At 45.4% G+C, this 15,864-nt stretch carries 20 protein-coding genes; 8 read left to right on the top strand and 12 right to left on the bottom strand.

Going from position 1 to position 15,864, the window contains the following annotated elements; translation table 11 throughout:
• Window positions 1-45 precede the first annotated feature (45 nt).
• The 3 genes from BIZ37_RS12805 to BIZ37_RS12795 form a co-directional block, all read right to left on the bottom strand.
• A complete protein-coding gene (locus tag BIZ37_RS12805; protein WP_187461834.1) occupies window positions 46-516 on the bottom strand; it encodes a Dps family protein in 471 nt (156 codons plus the stop codon).
• A gap of 168 nt (window positions 517-684) precedes the next feature.
• Window positions 685-1,560: a hypothetical protein gene (locus BIZ37_RS12800; protein WP_187461833.1), complete on the bottom strand. Its 876-nt coding sequence runs from the start codon at window positions 1,558-1,560 to the stop codon at window positions 685-687.
• 209 nt (window positions 1,561-1,769) lie between these two features.
• Window positions 1,770-2,786 (bottom strand): bile acid:sodium symporter family protein, encoded by a 1,017-nt coding sequence (locus BIZ37_RS12795; protein ID WP_370577351.1) that lies wholly within the window; start codon window positions 2,784-2,786, stop codon window positions 1,770-1,772.
• A gap of 227 nt (window positions 2,787-3,013) precedes the next feature.
• On the opposite strand from BIZ37_RS12795, the gene BIZ37_RS12790 reads away from it, so the two are divergent.
• Window positions 3,014-3,820, top strand: a complete 807-nt coding sequence (locus tag BIZ37_RS12790) for a helix-turn-helix domain-containing protein (RefSeq protein WP_187461832.1) — start codon at window positions 3,014-3,016, stop codon at window positions 3,818-3,820.
• A gap of 93 nt (window positions 3,821-3,913) precedes the next feature.
• Window positions 3,914-4,408, top strand: coding sequence for an SRPBCC domain-containing protein (locus BIZ37_RS12785; protein ID WP_187461831.1), 495 nt, complete (start codon window positions 3,914-3,916; stop codon window positions 4,406-4,408).
• 91 nt (window positions 4,409-4,499) lie between these two features.
• Here BIZ37_RS12785 and BIZ37_RS12780 read toward each other — a convergent pair whose 3' ends face one another.
• Together BIZ37_RS12780 and BIZ37_RS12775 are read right to left on the bottom strand one after the other, a co-directional pair.
• Window positions 4,500-5,780, bottom strand: coding sequence for an MFS transporter (locus BIZ37_RS12780; RefSeq protein WP_187461830.1), 1,281 nt, complete (start codon window positions 5,778-5,780; stop codon window positions 4,500-4,502).
• Window positions 5,781-7,004: an ester cyclase gene (locus BIZ37_RS12775; RefSeq protein WP_187461829.1), complete on the bottom strand. Its 1,224-nt coding sequence runs from the start codon at window positions 7,002-7,004 to the stop codon at window positions 5,781-5,783.
• A 247-nt stretch (window positions 7,005-7,251) separates the two neighbouring features.
• Here BIZ37_RS12775 and BIZ37_RS12770 point away from each other — a divergent pair, with 247 nt between their 5' ends.
• Window positions 7,252-7,905: a DsbA family oxidoreductase gene (locus BIZ37_RS12770; RefSeq protein WP_187461828.1), complete on the top strand. Its 654-nt coding sequence runs from the start codon at window positions 7,252-7,254 to the stop codon at window positions 7,903-7,905.
• A 32-nt stretch (window positions 7,906-7,937) separates the two neighbouring features.
• Here the strand turns inward: BIZ37_RS12770 and BIZ37_RS12765 are convergent, their stop codons facing one another.
• The 3 genes from BIZ37_RS12765 to BIZ37_RS12755 all read right to left on the bottom strand — a co-directional run bounded on the left by BIZ37_RS12765 (window position 7,938) and on the right by BIZ37_RS12755 (window position 9,619).
• Window positions 7,938-8,324 (bottom strand): helix-turn-helix transcriptional regulator, encoded by a 387-nt coding sequence (locus tag BIZ37_RS12765; RefSeq protein ID WP_187461827.1) that lies wholly within the window; start codon window positions 8,322-8,324, stop codon window positions 7,938-7,940.
• Entirely contained in the window at window positions 8,325-8,600 is a 276-nt protein-coding gene (locus BIZ37_RS12760) for a hypothetical protein (protein ID WP_187461826.1), read from the bottom strand. It lies immediately after the preceding gene.
• A 113-nt stretch (window positions 8,601-8,713) separates the two neighbouring features.
• The gene (locus tag BIZ37_RS12755; RefSeq protein WP_187461825.1) at window positions 8,714-9,619 is read right to left on the bottom strand and encodes a LysR family transcriptional regulator; all 906 of its coding nucleotides are present in this window, start codon (window positions 9,617-9,619) and stop codon (window positions 8,714-8,716) included.
• 130 nt (window positions 9,620-9,749) lie between these two features.
• Between BIZ37_RS12755 and BIZ37_RS12750 the strand changes: the two genes are divergently transcribed.
• Complete coding sequence (locus tag BIZ37_RS12750) at window positions 9,750-10,058, top strand: monooxygenase (RefSeq protein ID WP_187461824.1); 309 nt, start codon at window positions 9,750-9,752, stop codon at window positions 10,056-10,058.
• Window positions 10,059-10,065: 7 nt separating this feature from the next.
• Complete coding sequence (locus BIZ37_RS12745; protein ID WP_187461823.1) at window positions 10,066-10,437, top strand: hypothetical protein; 372 nt, start codon at window positions 10,066-10,068, stop codon at window positions 10,435-10,437.
• Between the two features lie 98 nt (window positions 10,438-10,535).
• On the opposite strand, the gene BIZ37_RS12740 is transcribed toward BIZ37_RS12745, so the two are convergent.
• The 4 genes from BIZ37_RS12740 to BIZ37_RS12725 all read right to left on the bottom strand — a co-directional run bounded on the left by BIZ37_RS12740 (window position 10,536) and on the right by BIZ37_RS12725 (window position 13,235).
• On the bottom strand, window positions 10,536-10,934 hold the full coding sequence (locus BIZ37_RS12740; protein ID WP_187461822.1) for a VOC family protein: 399 nt from the start codon (window positions 10,932-10,934) through the stop codon (window positions 10,536-10,538).
• A 100-nt stretch (window positions 10,935-11,034) separates the two neighbouring features.
• Window positions 11,035-11,892 carry a glutathione-dependent disulfide-bond oxidoreductase gene (yghU, locus tag BIZ37_RS12735; RefSeq protein WP_187461821.1) on the bottom strand — a complete coding sequence of 286 codons (858 nt, stop codon included), beginning with the start codon at window positions 11,890-11,892 and terminating at the stop codon, window positions 11,035-11,037.
• A 160-nt stretch (window positions 11,893-12,052) separates the two neighbouring features.
• Window positions 12,053-12,700 (bottom strand): DUF3379 family protein, encoded by a 648-nt coding sequence (locus tag BIZ37_RS12730; protein ID WP_187461820.1) that lies wholly within the window; start codon window positions 12,698-12,700, stop codon window positions 12,053-12,055.
• A complete protein-coding gene (locus BIZ37_RS12725) occupies window positions 12,690-13,235 on the bottom strand; it encodes a sigma-70 family RNA polymerase sigma factor (protein ID WP_187461819.1) in 546 nt (181 codons plus the stop codon). Before BIZ37_RS12725 ends, BIZ37_RS12730 begins: the two co-directional genes overlap by 11 nt.
• Window positions 13,236-13,541: 306 nt before the next feature.
• On the opposite strand from BIZ37_RS12725, the gene BIZ37_RS12720 reads away from it, so the two are divergent.
• From BIZ37_RS12720 to BIZ37_RS12710, 3 genes are all read left to right on the top strand, one after another.
• Window positions 13,542-13,838, top strand: a complete 297-nt coding sequence (locus BIZ37_RS12720) for a hypothetical protein (protein WP_187461818.1) — start codon at window positions 13,542-13,544, stop codon at window positions 13,836-13,838.
• 41 nt (window positions 13,839-13,879) lie between these two features.
• A complete protein-coding gene (locus BIZ37_RS12715) occupies window positions 13,880-14,305 on the top strand; it encodes a hypothetical protein (RefSeq protein WP_187461817.1) in 426 nt (141 codons plus the stop codon).
• A 277-nt stretch (window positions 14,306-14,582) separates the two neighbouring features.
• Complete coding sequence (locus BIZ37_RS12710; RefSeq protein ID WP_187461816.1) at window positions 14,583-15,458, top strand: 5'-methylthioadenosine/S-adenosylhomocysteine nucleosidase; 876 nt, start codon at window positions 14,583-14,585, stop codon at window positions 15,456-15,458.
• The last annotated feature ends 406 nt before the right edge of the window (window positions 15,459-15,864 follow it).

The raw sequence follows: 15,864 nt of genomic DNA, 5'->3' as shown, positions 1-15,864 counted from the left end.
GCGTGATATCTACATGTGTTGCCGAATAACTCAATATTTCTAATTTTATTTGTGAATCGTTCTTAGCATCCAGGCCGTCTTCTCATGGATCCGCATACGATCCGACACTAGCGCGGCACTTGATTCATCATCTGCGGCCTGCGCCAATTTGAGTACATCCCGGGAGGTTTTGACAACTTGTTCGTGCCCTTTAGTCAAGATATCGACCATTTCTGAAGAACTAGGGACGCCATCAACCTCTTTGATAGAACTGAGGCGGGCAAATTCCTGAAAGGTGCCTGGGGCTGGTACATCTAGGGTCCGGATGCGCTCTGCGATCTCATCGACCGCGGTAGCTAATTCGGTGTAATGTTCCTCGAACATAAGATGCAGGTCCCTGAAATGCGGACCTTGCACATTCCAGTGAAAATTATGTGTTTGCAAATATAGTGTATAGGAATCAGCAAGTAGCTTTTTTAAGCCTTCGGCTGTTTTGATTCTGCCTTCGCTGTCGATACCAATGTCAATTCGGGACACAGTAGCTCCTTAGGTAGCGTATCTAAATAACGACTAATTGAACCGATAATGAGAAGATTGGCTAAAGTATTGGTGACAATTGGATGTTTGTAAAAGTGATAAGAATAATCATCATGTTCTCTTTTTTGGATTGTACTGGTGGGCTAACCCATTAAGGAATCCCCAGCCCTACCATCCTAAAGCGCGTATTTCATCCTCGATTTTTGCCGTCAATTCCTGCGCCTTGTGCTCCAGATAACGTGAGTCACAACTCATGTTTTGCATATCTTCAACAAAATGGGCGGGACGAACCAACCGCATAGCGTGCTGGTTTTTGCACACAAAATCGATGCAGGGAAGCCCTTTGGCGTTCTTGTATTCGATAACGTAGGTCGCTGGGGTTTGCTGATCAAGATATTGGTTCAATTCGACAGTTAAGTCGAAAAGATGATCGCTTAGCCAATCATGGTAATGGTTGGCAAAGTATGTTTTTACCAACTGGTCATTATAGAAATTTTCTTTGCGGTATGACTGATTCCCAGCAGCATTGTGGGGGAGCAATTGACTATCTCTTTGCAACTGAAAAGGAAAACGCCTATTTAACCATGTTTCGACAGCAACCTGTGCCCAATTGAGAATGTAATGAAGGGCACTGTAGAGGTTACCGTAGACTAATCGCCCATTGTAAAAAAGTCTTATCCATTCACCTCTTAACTCATTGATATATCCATCTGGAATAATTGGCTTAGAGCCGGGAGTGTGCTGTTGAATGGTGGTTGAACATGTATCTCGACCCAGTTGGAAAATTTGAGACTGTTGATCACTCCAATAGGCGATATCGAAAGACAGCAAATCAGGCCAACGAACCAGGGTATTGGCCTTACGTCTCGGTTCTTGTAACGTTATTAGGTCTTTACCTTCCCCACGCTCTAACTGCAGCCCAGCATGCGACGAATACAACGCATAGGGATCCTCTAGGTACATTTGACGCTGTCTTCCCTCTTCAGCATTATCACCCCAACGATGGGCGTGATGGCCTTTATCCCATGAAGATGAATCAGACATAACTTCTCCCAGGGTGCTTGAAGACACTACAAGTATAAACGTCATGCTACTAAAGAGGGATCAGACAAGGATAGTTGAGGACAACGGTTAGAATGTAAAACGACATCACGACCAATCAAGAACAAAAAGGATCTACCCCAAGGTAGATCCTAATCTCTTTTCAAGCCTGTGAGCCTAAAGGCTATTTTAAGGTTTGTGTTCAGCGTTGGCTAAGCAGTTTCCTGAGCCACCACCTGCTCTTCTTGTTCACTTTCTTTGGCATAGCGATTCGCTAAAATCGCGCAGTAGAAGATTTGGATTTGGTGATAGAACATGATTGGGAGCAACATCATACCCAGCATTGGGTTGGCACCGAAAATAACCTTCGCCATCGGGACACCGGCTGCCAGGGTTTTCTTGGTACCGCAGAAAACAGCAGCAATTTCATCTTCGCGGTTAAAGCCAGCCTTGCGGGCAATCCACTGCATACTGTGCACAACAACCAACAGAATAGCCGTTGTCACCAGTAGGGTCACTGCCAACGTACTGATAGCAAAATCACTCCAGATGCCATCTTTTACCGAGTCGCTAAAGGCATTGAACACGATAAGCAGTATCACCCACTTATCTATTTTGTTAATGATGGACTTACGCTTCTCCAACACCTTGAACAACACAGGCCGTAACAACTGACCGAGGATCATCGGCAGTAGCAGCATTGAGGAAATAGAAACAACCGTATCGATAATATCCATCTCGACACCGTCCATCCCCATGAACCACTGAATCAAAAGAGGTGTGATCAACACACCCAGCACGCTCGACAAAGACGCATTGAAAATCGCCCCCGGCACATTGCCTTTAGCCGCGCTGGTCATTGCCACCGAAGATGAAATCGTACTCGGCAAGACAAACAGGTAACAGAAACCATAAGCCAGCGCCGCAGGCATCATGGCATGGAAGACATTACCAAACAGCAACCAGAGCACAGGGTAGGCAATAAACGTCGCGCTCTGGACAAAAATATGCAGCTTCCAGTTAGTGATGCCGGCTTTGATGGCTTGCGGCGACAAACCAATGCCGTGGAGGAAGAAAATAATGGCAATACCAATAGCAGTCACTTGATCCAAGTGCAGCAAACCACCTGACTGACCGACAGAGGGCATGAGTGCAGCCAACGCAACAGCTGACATCATCCCCGTAAGGAACCATTCTTTCTTGAAGTAACTTATGACTTTTTTGAACACTATTTTCACCTTCATATACCCGTCTTCTGCCTCATCAAGTAAAAGTGAGGGCAGGCTGTCACCATCCATTGGCAATCTAGGGCTATTAGGATACGCTGGTCTTGATTTCCTGCTATCGCAAGGAAGATAACTTTTATCGATAACAGGACAAACTAGCCCGTTTTTTTCCGCAGAAAAACGGTAACCGATGACGATTCCCCTATCCAAAGGACTGAAGGCTTCCCGGCATGAACAAACAGGCAAACAAAGCCCCCAACAGGCAACTTCGCCACGTACCCACGCTAACCGAGCTCCCTCGCCCCGTTTATGCCCGTGTCGAAAACTGGCAAAAGTCCGGCAGTCAGACCCATTGGCATACCCATAACTGGGGGCAGTGGTCCTATGCCGTAGAAGGTATGCTAATCGTCCATACCCGCGAAGGGCACTATGTCGCCCCACCGCAGTTTGCGATTTGGATTCCAGCAGGCGTTGAGCATAAGGTAATTTCCAATGGCGCGGCTCAAATGCGCAGTCTTTATATCGAAACCAGATTATTGCCAGATACACCTTGGACCAAGCCTCGAGTTTGCAGTATCACCCCCTTGGTCCGTGAGTTAACCCTGCAATTTTGCACCCTTGCTGCTAACTATGACAAAGACAGCGCTGATAGCCGTTTGGTACAAGTTCTCGTTGATCAAATTGCTTGCCTGCCAACGTCCTCAACCCAATTGACGATGCCCTCCGATAAACGCCTTACAACCATCGCTGAAATGCTCCTGCACCACCCCGACGAGCAAAGGGATATCGAGCAACTGGGCGAAATCGTTGGACTCTCTGGCCGCAGTGTCAGCCGCCTTTTCAAACAGCAAACCGGCTTAACCTTCCAGCAATGGCGCCAGCGGGCACGTTTGCTTGAGGCATTGAATCGATTGGAGAGCGGCAAACCGGTTACCAGTGTCTCTATAGAGTGTGGTTATGATTCGGTATCTGCATTTGTCTCCATCTTCAAGAAACAATTTGGCGTCACACCGGGAAAATACCTGCGCAAGGAGTGATAACGTACCGCCCAATCATTGTTGTTAAGCCAACTAGTGAAAACCGGCTAATGGTATTAGTCTTTAGTTACCTTACTGCAAAAGGCGTAACGAATGACAACCAGCATGGAAATCCATTGGCCGGAATACTACCATCCCAAGCATGCCCAGCTTCATGTGAGAAACGAAACACTGATCCCTGCACATGCCGATGCAATCTGGTCCAGTCTTACCCACGCTCCATGCTGGCCGCAGTGGGGACGCGCCCAGACCTCAGTGCAAATCCTCAATGGTGACGGGATTGAATTGCACAAAGGCACGATTTTTAGCTGGCGGGCGAGAACGCTTCATTTTGATTGCACCGTAGTTGAGTTTATCCCCAATCAACGGCTGGCTTGGAAAGGAAAATGTGGGGATGTCGATATGTACCACGCCTGGCTCATTGAACCTACCGATGAAGGCTGCATGATACTGACGGAATCCACCCAGCGCGGCGGTATGACTTGGCTAACCAAATTCTTCAACAGCAGGAATATTAACTCCTACCACAGAAGGTGGCTGGAGGAACTCAAAAAACAGCCGCAGTGCCAGAAATTGAAGAAAGATTAAACCCTTCATTTATTATCGATATAAGAAAGCCGGACGAAATAGTCCGGCTTTTCTGTTTAACGGCTGACAAGCTCGCAGAACTGCACCTTGTTTAATTTGCCGTTTTTATCTGTTTGTTCGGTTGTGAATCGGGTTTATCGCGGGACAAGGTTTCCGGTAAGAAAAACCAAAGTGCGGCACCGGCTAGGGCTACAAACATCACAACAGTGAAGATACCTTGCATACCCCAGGCTGTCGCCGACACACCAGCGACCAAAGGTAGGCCAACAGTGGAGATTAACCGGCCACCGTTAAAGGAAATACCGGCAGAGAGCGACCTGAATTTGTTCGGGAATAACTCTGTGTAATAAGCTCCCCAGGCGCCAGAGAAACCAAATGACATCCCCAGTACGAAAGATACCAAGTAGAATGTGTTGATATCTTCAATGCCCAGCTGCGAATAGACAAATATCAGGGCAGAAACGGCCACCATACCTATAATTGGTATCTTCCTGCCGTATCTATCTGACAGAAAACCCCAAAAGTTATAACCAATCAGCTGGCCAACACCTTGTATGCTGAAGATAGTACCAGCGGTCGCCGCCGACATGCCCAGAACAGTTGTCAGGTAAGTCGTCGCATTATTGGAAAAACCAGAATAAGCAACGAAGTTAGTGCCTGACAGTACAATGACGGCAATACCAATCCAGAGATATTTACCCTTATACATTTCTAAATAGCTAATCTTGGTATTTTCTTGGGCTGCTTCTTCACGGAGTTTTTTCATGTAGGAAGCATCGTCCGGTACCAAGAAATAGACCAACAGGGCACCAAATAGCGGAGGAATGATCGCTGACCACACCAGTAACTGCCAGTTTTCATCGCCCAACAAGCCATAAAGTTGACCGGCAAAAATCATTGCTACCGAGAATGTACTGGTACAGACTGCGGCCAGTTTGCCACGGTATTTTTGCGGGAATAACTCTGCAACCAATGGAATCGATGTACCAAATACCCCTCCAAGACAAAACCCAGTGATAAATCGTGCCACCCGCCAGAGCGAGTAGTTGTCAGGGCTTAACAGAGGGAGATATGTCATCAATGCATAGAGCACGGCTATTGCAATTAACGTTCTTTTTTTGCCAAACCGAGAGCAACACATTCCTGCCACGATAGTTCCCGGAATAGTACCGAGCGACATTACCGCAAATATCGAAGAGGCTTGCTGCAAGGTAAAGCCAAACTCATTGACTAACGTTGGCCTAACAAAGATATCGACCATGAAGTTATAGCAGTAAAAGAAATAGACCATTAGTATCGCTGCAAAGGCGGCCAACCTGCGGGGCATAGATAGCTCTTTGCCGAGTACAGCGTCTTCTTGCTGATTGCTCATTTAGCCTCCAGTGACATTGAGGTATGCATCGTCTTCTTCCATATGGATCTGACGAAGTACATCCAGGCCATCGAACGTTACCCACTCCTCAACGACTAGCCCTTGCTTGACCCTTAGCTGGTTGATACCGAATATTTCCACCGGCTTACCGCTAGGTGCCCCGAAGAAACCCGTTCCCTCGTGCACGCCTGACAAACGCCACCTTACCGATACGTCCCAGTCTTCAGTTCCGCCATTTTGGTTACATGTCACCCTTTCAATCAGCAACCTTGAGTTAGGTACCGATGCAAATAAGCTAACCAGGAAGCCTTGGATTTGGCTCTCTCCGAGCAGGTCTTTATTACAGATAGAATGAACGATCGCATTTTCGCAGTAAAAATCTTTTACCTTATTGAAGTAGCGGTAGTTCCAGATGTTTTCGTACATGGCTATCACAAAGTTGCCAATATCGAATTTGCCGTCAGGGCCATTGATAGATGTAACGGTGATCTCCGGAGTAAACTGCCCTTTCCTATTTTCAGACAGTCCGAATCGGGACTGGAGGGCCGGTGACTTCGCCTTGAACCCTTTGGCCATTTTTTTGGCAAGCTCAACAGGGTCAAATCCGAGTTGCTTGGCTATATATAAGTTATCCCGTACCAACCACTCTTCTACGATGCGGTTACGGAAAACTTTGCAATCTACCGTGGTTCTGAAAAAGGCTTTTTTACCGGTTGCCGGGCCAAAATTGCTATCACCTAGATTCGTTGCATTGGAAACAATTCGGTGGGATGAGTAATAGGTATCATCGTTATCTTTCGACCAGATAACATTTTCCCCGACCAACCTTCTATCGGGGAAGGCATGCAAGGTTTGGAGGGTATTTGACACCACATCATTCATGCCCTGTAAATTAAAGGAACCGCAGTGCATCGTGACATCGTCATGGTATGTATCATATATCCTGCCGATACCACGCTCTTCCCATATTTCATGGGTTAGCCTCAGTATGTAGTCAACAAAATCGCAGTAATGGCTATCAAACCCCTCAAGGTCTTGTTTGATTTCGGTGTTTTTATAGATCTCGTTATAAGAGTGGAAATGAACTGGGTTAACTTGGGAGCTGTCACCAATGAATACCTTTCCACTCGGGTGTGATTGCTCAATATTTTTACTGGGTTTGGTGGGGCTTTTTGCTGGGGTGTTTTTATTTGATACCTTCTTTTCTATTGTCGCTTGTTCCATTGCTAATCCTCATATGCATTTTCTAATTAAACACTTACGAACTACAATCCTTTGGATACGTAGTCATTATGTGTTTATTTTTTACCCAATGACGTGATTAAGCGCAAAGTTCTCTGAATTCATATCCCCCAACCATTGAGCCATTACTGAACGATCACTCAAATTAAATTTGAACAATTGTTCAAAAGCTCCTATATTGAAAAACAACTAAGCGGCAAGCAGCCGCAATTTCGTTAGAGAGACCACCATGACTGACAAAATCAAACTCGACATTATTTCAGACGTGGTTTGCCCCTGGTGCCTAGTCGGTTACAAGCACCTTGAGGCAGCCATCAATGAGCTGGGTCTTCAAGATCGCATCGACATAGAATGGCAACCGTTCGAACTGAATCCGGATATGCCGCCTGAAGGTGAAAATCTACGTGAGCACGTTGCAAGGAAATACGGCTCAACGGCGGAGGACAGCCAAAGAGCACGGGAAAGAATTGCCAAACTCGGCGCCGAGCACGGATTCATTTTCAACTACTTTGATGAAATGAAAATGGTCAACACCTTGGATGCCCATATCATGCTGGAGTTTGCCAAGGAATATGACAAACAAACGGAGCTGAAAATGCGTTTGTTCAACGCCTTTTTCAGTGAGAAAAAAGATATTTCAGACAGGCCGGTATTGCTTGAAGAGTTGGCGGCTGTTGGCTTGGACAAACAAGCGGCTCAATCAAGGCTGGAAGATGCAGCCCACCGTGATGCAATTCGTTCGGCGGAAGCAGACTGGCAACAGCTTGGGGTATCAGCAGTTCCAACTGTCGTGTTCAATCGCACCAGCGCCCTTACCGGTGCGCAAGAAGTCGATACCTACAAGCAGGTACTCACCGAGCTTGTCAATGAAATGAATGGCTGATTGGCCCTTATCAATCCAGCGAAGAATAGCGGTTATAGCTTATCCTGCCATTCTTCGCTGTTGGCACCAATAACACATTCATTATCCACCCGCATTGCAAGGCGCATCTTGCAGCGCTCTGTCACGTCCTTAAAGCCTGTTTCTGGCAAACTTCTGACCGAATCAACCAATGCCTGCCAGTGCGGCAGCTCTTGTTGGGCAAGCGTATAATAGACCCATTTGCCTTGCCTCTGCTGGGTAAGCAGCCCAGCCTTGAACAGCATTTTGAGATTACGTGATGCGTTATATTGGCTATCACCGGTCACATCCATCGCCTCGGCAACCGTGATCCTCTGGTCAACATGAACCAGAAGCCAGAACAAACGTAATCGGTGTGGTTCAGCCAATGCCTTCAGGGCATCGATATATTGTTCATCCATCTATTTTTGTTGCTGTTTCTTAAGACTGGCAACCATTATAGCGACTCCAATCAAGAAAACGATCCCAGAGTGAGTGGCATGGAATGCCAATGATGATGCCTCGGCCCCGGTAAACAACGCAATCCAAAAAAACGGGCAGAATATGCCAAGCAAAGCGATGTTTCTCCCCGCCCTCATTTGTTCTGAGATCTGTCCGCCATTAACCAAAACCGTCAAAGCTTTAAAAATATGGCTATAAGCGCACCATTTTGTGAGTCCTGCTATTACCGCTCGCATTATATTTTCCTGTTGGCATAGAAAACAACAAACCAAACATATGATCACTTGCGCATTTATGCAAGTGTTAAAATTATTCACGACTCGATAGCTTTACCTACCCAACAAAATGCCTAACTTTGATCGACTCTGGATCTGGAAGTATCAAGCAGCAACTCATAGAAATACCTTGCTGCAGGTCCGGTTTTCACACCTTTGGGTAGTGTTAGATGCAAAGGGACCTGATAGCGCTCAGCATTCTCAATGTTTAGCACTTTAATGCGTCCGTCCGCGCGGCTTTCCACTATGTGTTCTGGTAAACGACAGAAACCTCCCCCCCGCTCCACGGCGCGAAATGCATGGTCAAAATTATCTACCGTAATGCGTTGCCGCGACTTTAGCCAACCAATATCTTGCTTGGAGCTCTTGTCACTTTCCCCGCCCAAATCACGAATAACAATCTGGCTCGTTGAAGCCAATTCGCTAAAACATAAAGACTCTTTTTGTGCCAAATGATGATGTGCAGCAACTACTGGAACCATAGTCGTCACCCCAAAAGCTTCTGCCGGATAGTTGGTAATTGGGATGTTGATAATGGCAAAATCTGCTTGTTCGCCAGTGACCATCTCCTTCGTTTTCGACAACGAGGTTTCAACGACCTGGACCGATGTCGTACTGTTATGTGCCAAGAACTCAGACATAGGTTGGTATAGCCAAGCAGGATCACAAAGGTGATCGATAGCGATGGTAATTTCAGACTCGATCCCCTTTGATAGTTGCTCGCTCATTTCTTCCAGTTCCTGAGCCTGTTCCAACATGGCATTGGCCCTGCGCAACAACGACTTCCCGTCTTCGGTCAGTACTGCCCTTCGCTTTTGCACTTCTATCAATGGTACCCCAAGCTGTTGCTCTAGCTTTTTCACTGCATAAATCAATGTGGTATGGCTTTTGTTCATGCTTGTGGCCGCAGCTTGAATGCTGCCAGCACGCTCAATTTCCAACAGTGTCTGCCATTGATCAAGGGTGGTCTTTAATCTCATTGGTCTAAATATTCCACAGTAAACTGCAATATTATGAACTTTTCTGTTTATTTTATATAGACAAGAATAGGCCCATACCAAACAGACAAGCCAACTATTGTGGCTTCCTTTAATGAGTGTGGAGAAAACCATGGCGAAATTACTACAGGTTGATTTTGAGTTTAACGGTCCGTTCGGCGATGAAATGGCAACAGCCTTGGTAGGCCTTGCCGAGTCGATTAACAAAGAACCGGGGATGATCTGGAAAATCTGGACCGAAAGTGAAAAAGACCAATTAGGAGGTGGTATCTACCTTTTCGAAGACGAAGCAAGTGCACAGTCCTACCTTGAGATGCACACGGCACGTTTGCAGCATATGGGAATCGCAGAGGTTCGTGGGCAGATTTTTGATATCAACCAACCGCTCACCTCAATCAATAAAGGCCCGGTCAATCAGTGAGGCGACCATGAACAACAAAACCTTTTTAACCCTGCACGGTATTATCTACTTAGTCTTTGCCATTGCGCTGTTCTTTGCACCAAACCAAATGTGGCCGATGTATGGCGTCGAAATCAATGACCAATATGCCTATTTCCTTTCTCAGCATACGAGTATCTTCCTTGGTGGGATCGCCGCGGTAAGCCTCTTGTTAAGAGATATTGAGCAAGGAATAACGGCAAGAAAATTGTTCATCGCTTTACTGATAAACAATGTGCTTGGCGTCATTATCACAGTTTATGCCGGTATATCGGGGATATTTGTTGGTTTTGGTTGGAGTGACCCAGCCTTCTTTACCTTACTTTCAGTGCTGAGTTACCTACAAGTCACCAAGCAATAGAAGGTTTTGCCGTTCCCAAAAAATATTACCCAGCGAAAGTTTTTCGCTGGGTAACTTCTATTGCAATTAGTCGATTAGCCAATTCCAAGCCCGAGAAATTATGCCGTCCACTCCCTGTTTTGCAGTACGACCCTGTAACCGTCAATATCTTCGTAGGTTTTCCCGACCACATCCCAATAATCGTTATAGGCAGGAACAAGGATAAAACCGGCTTGCTCCATTTCCTCGCAACACTTGGCCCAAACGTCATGTTCAGGAAAATAGAAAACTAACAAATTATCCTGGGTTGGAGCACGGCCCACCACAGTCCCGTGGTGATGGGTAAATTCCAGGTGATAATTATGTGATTCATGGCCAATGATAGAACCGTCGAAGCCATTGTGGCCTTCGAAAGTACCGAGCAACTTGAACCCCAGCCCCTTTACATACATCTGGGTAATATCTTCAAGATTATCTGTCGGACGGGCAATTCTTAGTTTTGCCGATTTTGGAATCATTGATAGTCCCTTGTTCAATGATGGATACATTAACTGCTAACTTATCATTCAATCACTTATATGCAACCCCAGTAATGAACCTGTCTCTATGCCCCAAAGACTAAGGCTTGAGCTTTAGTACCTTGTCTATATCACCGGCAGTGTGGCGCTCTGGGACTTGTTCCCATTCTTCACCCCATGAACGGTTAACGATCTTGCCACGCTGAACGGCTTCGCGGGCGTCAATTTCTTTGGCCCAACGGACTAAGTGGGTGTATTGCTCGACCTGCAGAAACTCTGCAGCATCGTATAGTTTGCCCAGCACCAAATTGCCATACCAGGGCCAGATAGCCATATCGGCAATGGTGTATTCATCACCGGCAATGAAGGCATTTTTAGCCAGTTGTTTATCAAGGACATCCAACTGTCGCTTAGCTTCCATGGTGAAACGATCGATTGGGTATTCAAACTTGGCTGGGGCATAGGCATAAAAGTGCCCGAAACCACCACCTAAGTACGGCGCAGAACCTTGTAGCCAGAACAACCAATTCATTACCTGAGTTTTGGCAACAACATCTTGCGGAATAAAGTGGCCAAACTTCTCGGCAAGGTACAGTAAGATACCGCCAGATTCGAAGACGTTGAGTGGTTTTTCTAATGAATAGTCAACCAAAGCAGGGATTTTAGAATTGGGGTTCACTTCGACAAAGCCGGAAGAGAACTGATCACCCTCACCGATTCTAATCAAATGGGCATTATATTCAGCTTCTGAAACTCCTGCAGCCAACAGCTCCTCAAGCATGATTGTCACTTTCTGGCCGTTCGGTGTTCCCATTGAATACAACTGCAAAGGGTGGTCACCGACAGGTAAAGTTTGTTCATGCCTTGCCCCTGAGTCCGGACGGTTGATACTCGCCCACTCACCGCCGTTTTCACTATCGTAAGTCCAAACTTTTGGTGGGTTATATTCTGTCGCCATTTGCCGTTCCTCGCATTATCTGCCCGTTACTGCCTGTTCAACGCGTGCCTTAATATCGACTATGAACAGTCGTTCAAAATTCAACATTAGCTAATAATCCAGCTTAGCGCAAGATTTTTGAACATTTGTTCATAACCTCATAGACGTTCATTCTTACCGGCTAAATTGAATGCCACTCAATGGCTGCTTTCATCTTGTCTGACATTGCACGCGCCTCCTGCTCATCCTCTCCGAGGACAACCAAACTTGCATGATTAACAGGCACTTGCACCCCATTAACATTCCCTTGAACCCGCATGTCTTCACCGGAACTGCTCTGCGGTACAATATAAACACTCACTTTCTGGCCCTGCGCATCACCCAGCACCATCTGAAAAACTGTCTTTTTGCCAAACTGGCAATGATTGACGTAATAAACATGGCCAGGCAAATGATCCAACTGCGAACCGAATGGCTGCAATTTCATATTAACTTGCTGCAATGAAACCGCTTCGTCGATTCCTTGGATAAATTCATACTGAGAGCCTGCATGAGCCATGGCATCTTGGATAAGGCTACCCGATGTGAACAAATTTGATTGCTCCAGCATTGGATACATGCCATAACCTGTCAACGTCATCAACAAGGCTGCCGCAACGCTTAACCAAGGACGAGAGCGCTTGTTTGCAGAGTTTTCCCGTTCAGAGATTTGCAACAAGCGTTGCTCCAACCCTTGCGGCATGTCGACCGACAACGCCGTCTGTAATTGGATCTCTTCTTTTTCCTTTTTGTTGCGATAAGCCGAAATAGATGTGATTTTACGCCCCATACCCCGTCCTTAGGTCACTCATTTCCGTTCCGTTATCAAACAGTTGTTTCTTACCTCTCGAGAGCCTTGTCAGCACCGTATTAAGGTTCAGCGCCGTGATTTTTGAAATTTCATCGGCAGTGAACCCCATGACAATTTGCAGCAGCAAAGGCTCACGGTATATCTCAGGTAACGCAATGATTTTTGACCTCAACGTAGCATTAAGATCAGGTCTGTCATCGTGATAAAGATAATCACAGTCATCTATGTTCACATGCTCTACCGTTTGCCCCCTGAAACGGCGGGCATTTTCCCGACGAAGTATGGTAATTAGCCATGGCTTGGCTACCGCATCTTCTTTGAGGTTATCGAGAAAACGCCAAGCCCTCAGAAATGTTTCCTGAACCAGATCCTCTGCATCATGAGGATGACGGCAGAGCCAATAAGCATAGCGGTATAAGTCTTGACTATATTGTGCAACCAACTTCTCGTATCGTTTTTTTTTGCTGCGATGACCGAATTTGTCAACGGTCGATTTAATTATATTGGTGATCATCCTGAATTCATACTAGCCGTCAAAATATGAGAGTTAGGGCCTGAAAATTACAAATAATTCACCGAGCAAATCATTTTAGATGTATCAGAATATGAAATATCAATAGATACAATCAATTATTATCAAAACAAACGGCCTAGATATTCCTAGCTTATTTCCCACAAAATAATTAAGGTTTAGATGCGTTAATTTGCTGCTATTTTATCTATTGAAAAATTTTTTATTGGGAAGGAAATAATTTAATTGGTATGGGGGTCTTAATGGTCAGGACGTCCAAATCGATACTTTATGACTCTAGGAATTTAAATGAAAAAGCCCTTTTTTATCAGCGCTATCCTCGGTACTGCGATCACTTTTAGCCCGCTGGGCATGGCGTCTTTGCTTCAGCACCACATCTCTACTACCAACGATAAAAACGCGCCATCAAACATAGTGTTAAGCACAAAAGACACACTCTACGATGTTGGTATTTTGGAGCAGCATTTATCTTCATCCGGTGAGAAAGCGTCATCATTAAGTATTACAAGGGCGATAAACCAGCCTACAAATATTGAGGATCACACTCCACAAAACCTAATTAAGTTCCATATCGAAAATCTGTAAACATCCCCTATTTAAATATAGCAACCAAGGATGTAATAAACATGCCAGTGCAATTACAAAAAAACTTATCTATTAGCCTATTAACACTACGGCTAGGTATCTTTCTGGTCTTCTTTATGTGGGGTCTAGATAAAATTATCGCGACCGAGCATGCTGTCAATGTATTCTCTGGATTCTACGGCATTAACCTATCACCTTCAGTAATGATTGCTCTCGGCCTGCTACAAATGGTTTTCCTATTCGCATTTCTACTGGGTCTGTGGCGTAACAAAACCTATCTCGCCATTTTGGTACTGCACTTGGTCTCAACCCTTTCCTCGTTCGCCAAATACCTAGACCCAATGAACAACCTGTTGTTCTTTGCTGCCTGGCCAATGCTAGCAGCCTGCTTGGCACTTTACCTACTCAGGGACTACGACACCATCACCCTCGGCAACACCACCAAGACCCAAGCGGTAGCCAACTAACGGTTTAGTCCCTATCTAATCTCCAGAACACAAAAGGGAGCCAACTTAATATTAGTTGGCTCCCTTTTTACCTGACCTTGATAGATAATCTCCATTAATGTCACTATTTCATTCTATTACTCACCCGCCAATCCATTAACTTTAGTGCTTATTTATTAGTGCTTTATTTCCCATTGAAACATCTAGTTACAAACATCACTAGTGACGCAAACGATTGCGCGATGTATATTCCGTGCCGCACACATTAAGCGCTTAAGCTAATAACAAGGATCACCCCATGCTATCGCAAACCAAAAAAGTGTTTTTCGTTATCGGAGCACTACTTCTTTCCACCGTTGCAACAGCTTCTACTGTAAAGAGCGTTACTGTTCCGGCTAACACAGCCCCTAAGCAGCCAATCCTGATTCAGGGTCCAATGCCAATCGAAGCGGAATACTTCGCAGATTTGCTGAAAGATGTTCGCATTGAACACAGCGGCAACTTTACCTTCTACATTGGTACGCTGAACGACTACCCAATTGTTGTAACCAAAACCAGCAAGGGTGTAGAGAACACTGCAGCGGCAACTGCGATTGCAATCGAGCGTTATAAGCCACGTGCCATCATCAACCAGGGTACATCTGGTGGCCACGACAAATCTCTGAATGTCGGTGATATCGTACTAGGCAAGCGTTCATTCAACGCAGGCAACTTCAAGACTCCGGTTCTGGCTGAAGGCGAAGGTTCAAACCCAATGAACTGGATCCCTATGGATGTGATGGCATCTGAAGGGAGTGCAGGTGAAGGCGACGATGCTGTTGATGCCGAAAAAGTCCGTTACTACGAAGGTAACCCAGAACTACTGGCTTCAGCACACGCAGTTAAAGAAACGCACAAACGCGGTAAGGTTGTTGAAGGCACTATTGGTTCAGCTAACTTCTGGAACAACGAAATCGATCGCATGAACTGGCTAAACAAGCACTTCGGCTCAAGCGTAGAAGAGATGGAAACCGCATCAGCTGCGATGATAGCTGAAGCTTACGGCATTCCTTTCCTGGGTATTCGTATCCTGTCGAACAACCTAACCAACGGCGGCAAATACGACCCATCAACAGCAACGGACAACCAGAAGTTCGTTAAGAATGTAGTCCTGCACTACATCTCTACGCTGTAATTACTCTTCAAAGTAATTTCCAAAGCCCGCTAAGACATCTTAGCGGGTTTGTTCATTTTTAGGCTTCACTTCTCAGTATGGGCGACTTTGACTAAATTCTTGATAGGAATAGATTTATCATTCAATAGCCGAAACCTATCACAGCAATAGAACAAAGCAGCCAAATTTACCCCGCTACTGTCTTTACGGACATTTTTTACTTCCCTACAATACGCCCCACTCAAACAGATGCAATAAAATGCTAACCTGTTTAGAAAGATACAATTTAAATTTAATTCTATTTCGATTTGAAAAAACTCTATCTATTTTTCAAATATAAAACGTTATATTTTTATAGAAGTTATTTGAAGTTACAATAATATTTATTCAAACCTAATTTTAAAGAGTTTGTCTTTATTTATAATTT

Origin of the sequence: Photobacterium sp. BZF1 (genome assembly GCF_014349205.1) — a bacterium.
Lineage (GTDB): Bacteria > Pseudomonadota > Gammaproteobacteria > Enterobacterales > Vibrionaceae > Photobacterium.
The sequence above is the reverse complement of the archived record's forward strand: the minus strand, read 5'-3'. Positions and strand labels throughout refer to the sequence as shown.

What these genes read in the sequence shown, in the direction of transcription:
- BIZ37_RS12800 (WP_187461833.1), bottom strand. Translation starts at nt 1,560, where the DNA reads ATGTCTGATTCATCTTCATGGGATAAAGGCCATCACGCCCATCGTTGG.
- BIZ37_RS12790 (WP_187461832.1), top strand. Translation starts at nt 3,014, where the DNA reads ATGAACAAACAGGCAAACAAAGCCCCCAACAGGCAACTTCGCCACGTA.
- BIZ37_RS12785 (WP_187461831.1), top strand. Translation starts at nt 3,914, where the DNA reads ATGACAACCAGCATGGAAATCCATTGGCCGGAATACTACCATCCCAAG.
- BIZ37_RS12780 (WP_187461830.1), bottom strand. Translation starts at nt 5,780, where the DNA reads ATGAGCAATCAGCAAGAAGACGCTGTACTCGGCAAAGAGCTATCTATG.
- BIZ37_RS12775 (WP_187461829.1), bottom strand. Translation starts at nt 7,004, where the DNA reads ATGGAACAAGCGACAATAGAAAAGAAGGTATCAAATAAAAACACCCCA.
- BIZ37_RS12770 (WP_187461828.1), top strand. Translation starts at nt 7,252, where the DNA reads ATGACTGACAAAATCAAACTCGACATTATTTCAGACGTGGTTTGCCCC.
- BIZ37_RS12765 (WP_187461827.1), bottom strand. Translation starts at nt 8,324, where the DNA reads ATGGATGAACAATATATCGATGCCCTGAAGGCATTGGCTGAACCACAC.
- BIZ37_RS12760 (WP_187461826.1), bottom strand. Translation starts at nt 8,600, where the DNA reads ATGCGAGCGGTAATAGCAGGACTCACAAAATGGTGCGCTTATAGCCAT.
- BIZ37_RS12755 (WP_187461825.1), bottom strand. Translation starts at nt 9,619, where the DNA reads ATGAGATTAAAGACCACCCTTGATCAATGGCAGACACTGTTGGAAATT.
- BIZ37_RS12750 (WP_187461824.1), top strand. Translation starts at nt 9,750, where the DNA reads ATGGCGAAATTACTACAGGTTGATTTTGAGTTTAACGGTCCGTTCGGC.
- BIZ37_RS12745 (WP_187461823.1), top strand. Translation starts at nt 10,066, where the DNA reads ATGAACAACAAAACCTTTTTAACCCTGCACGGTATTATCTACTTAGTC.
- BIZ37_RS12740 (WP_187461822.1), bottom strand. Translation starts at nt 10,934, where the DNA reads ATGATTCCAAAATCGGCAAAACTAAGAATTGCCCGTCCGACAGATAAT.
- yghU (WP_187461821.1), bottom strand. Translation starts at nt 11,892, where the DNA reads ATGGCGACAGAATATAACCCACCAAAAGTTTGGACTTACGATAGTGAA.
- BIZ37_RS12730 (WP_187461820.1), bottom strand. Translation starts at nt 12,700, where the DNA reads ATGGGGCGTAAAATCACATCTATTTCGGCTTATCGCAACAAAAAGGAA.
- BIZ37_RS12725 (WP_187461819.1), bottom strand. Translation starts at nt 13,235, where the DNA reads ATGATCACCAATATAATTAAATCGACCGTTGACAAATTCGGTCATCGC.
- BIZ37_RS12720 (WP_187461818.1), top strand. Translation starts at nt 13,542, where the DNA reads ATGAAAAAGCCCTTTTTTATCAGCGCTATCCTCGGTACTGCGATCACT.
- BIZ37_RS12715 (WP_187461817.1), top strand. Translation starts at nt 13,880, where the DNA reads ATGCCAGTGCAATTACAAAAAAACTTATCTATTAGCCTATTAACACTA.
- BIZ37_RS12710 (WP_187461816.1), top strand. Translation starts at nt 14,583, where the DNA reads ATGCTATCGCAAACCAAAAAAGTGTTTTTCGTTATCGGAGCACTACTT.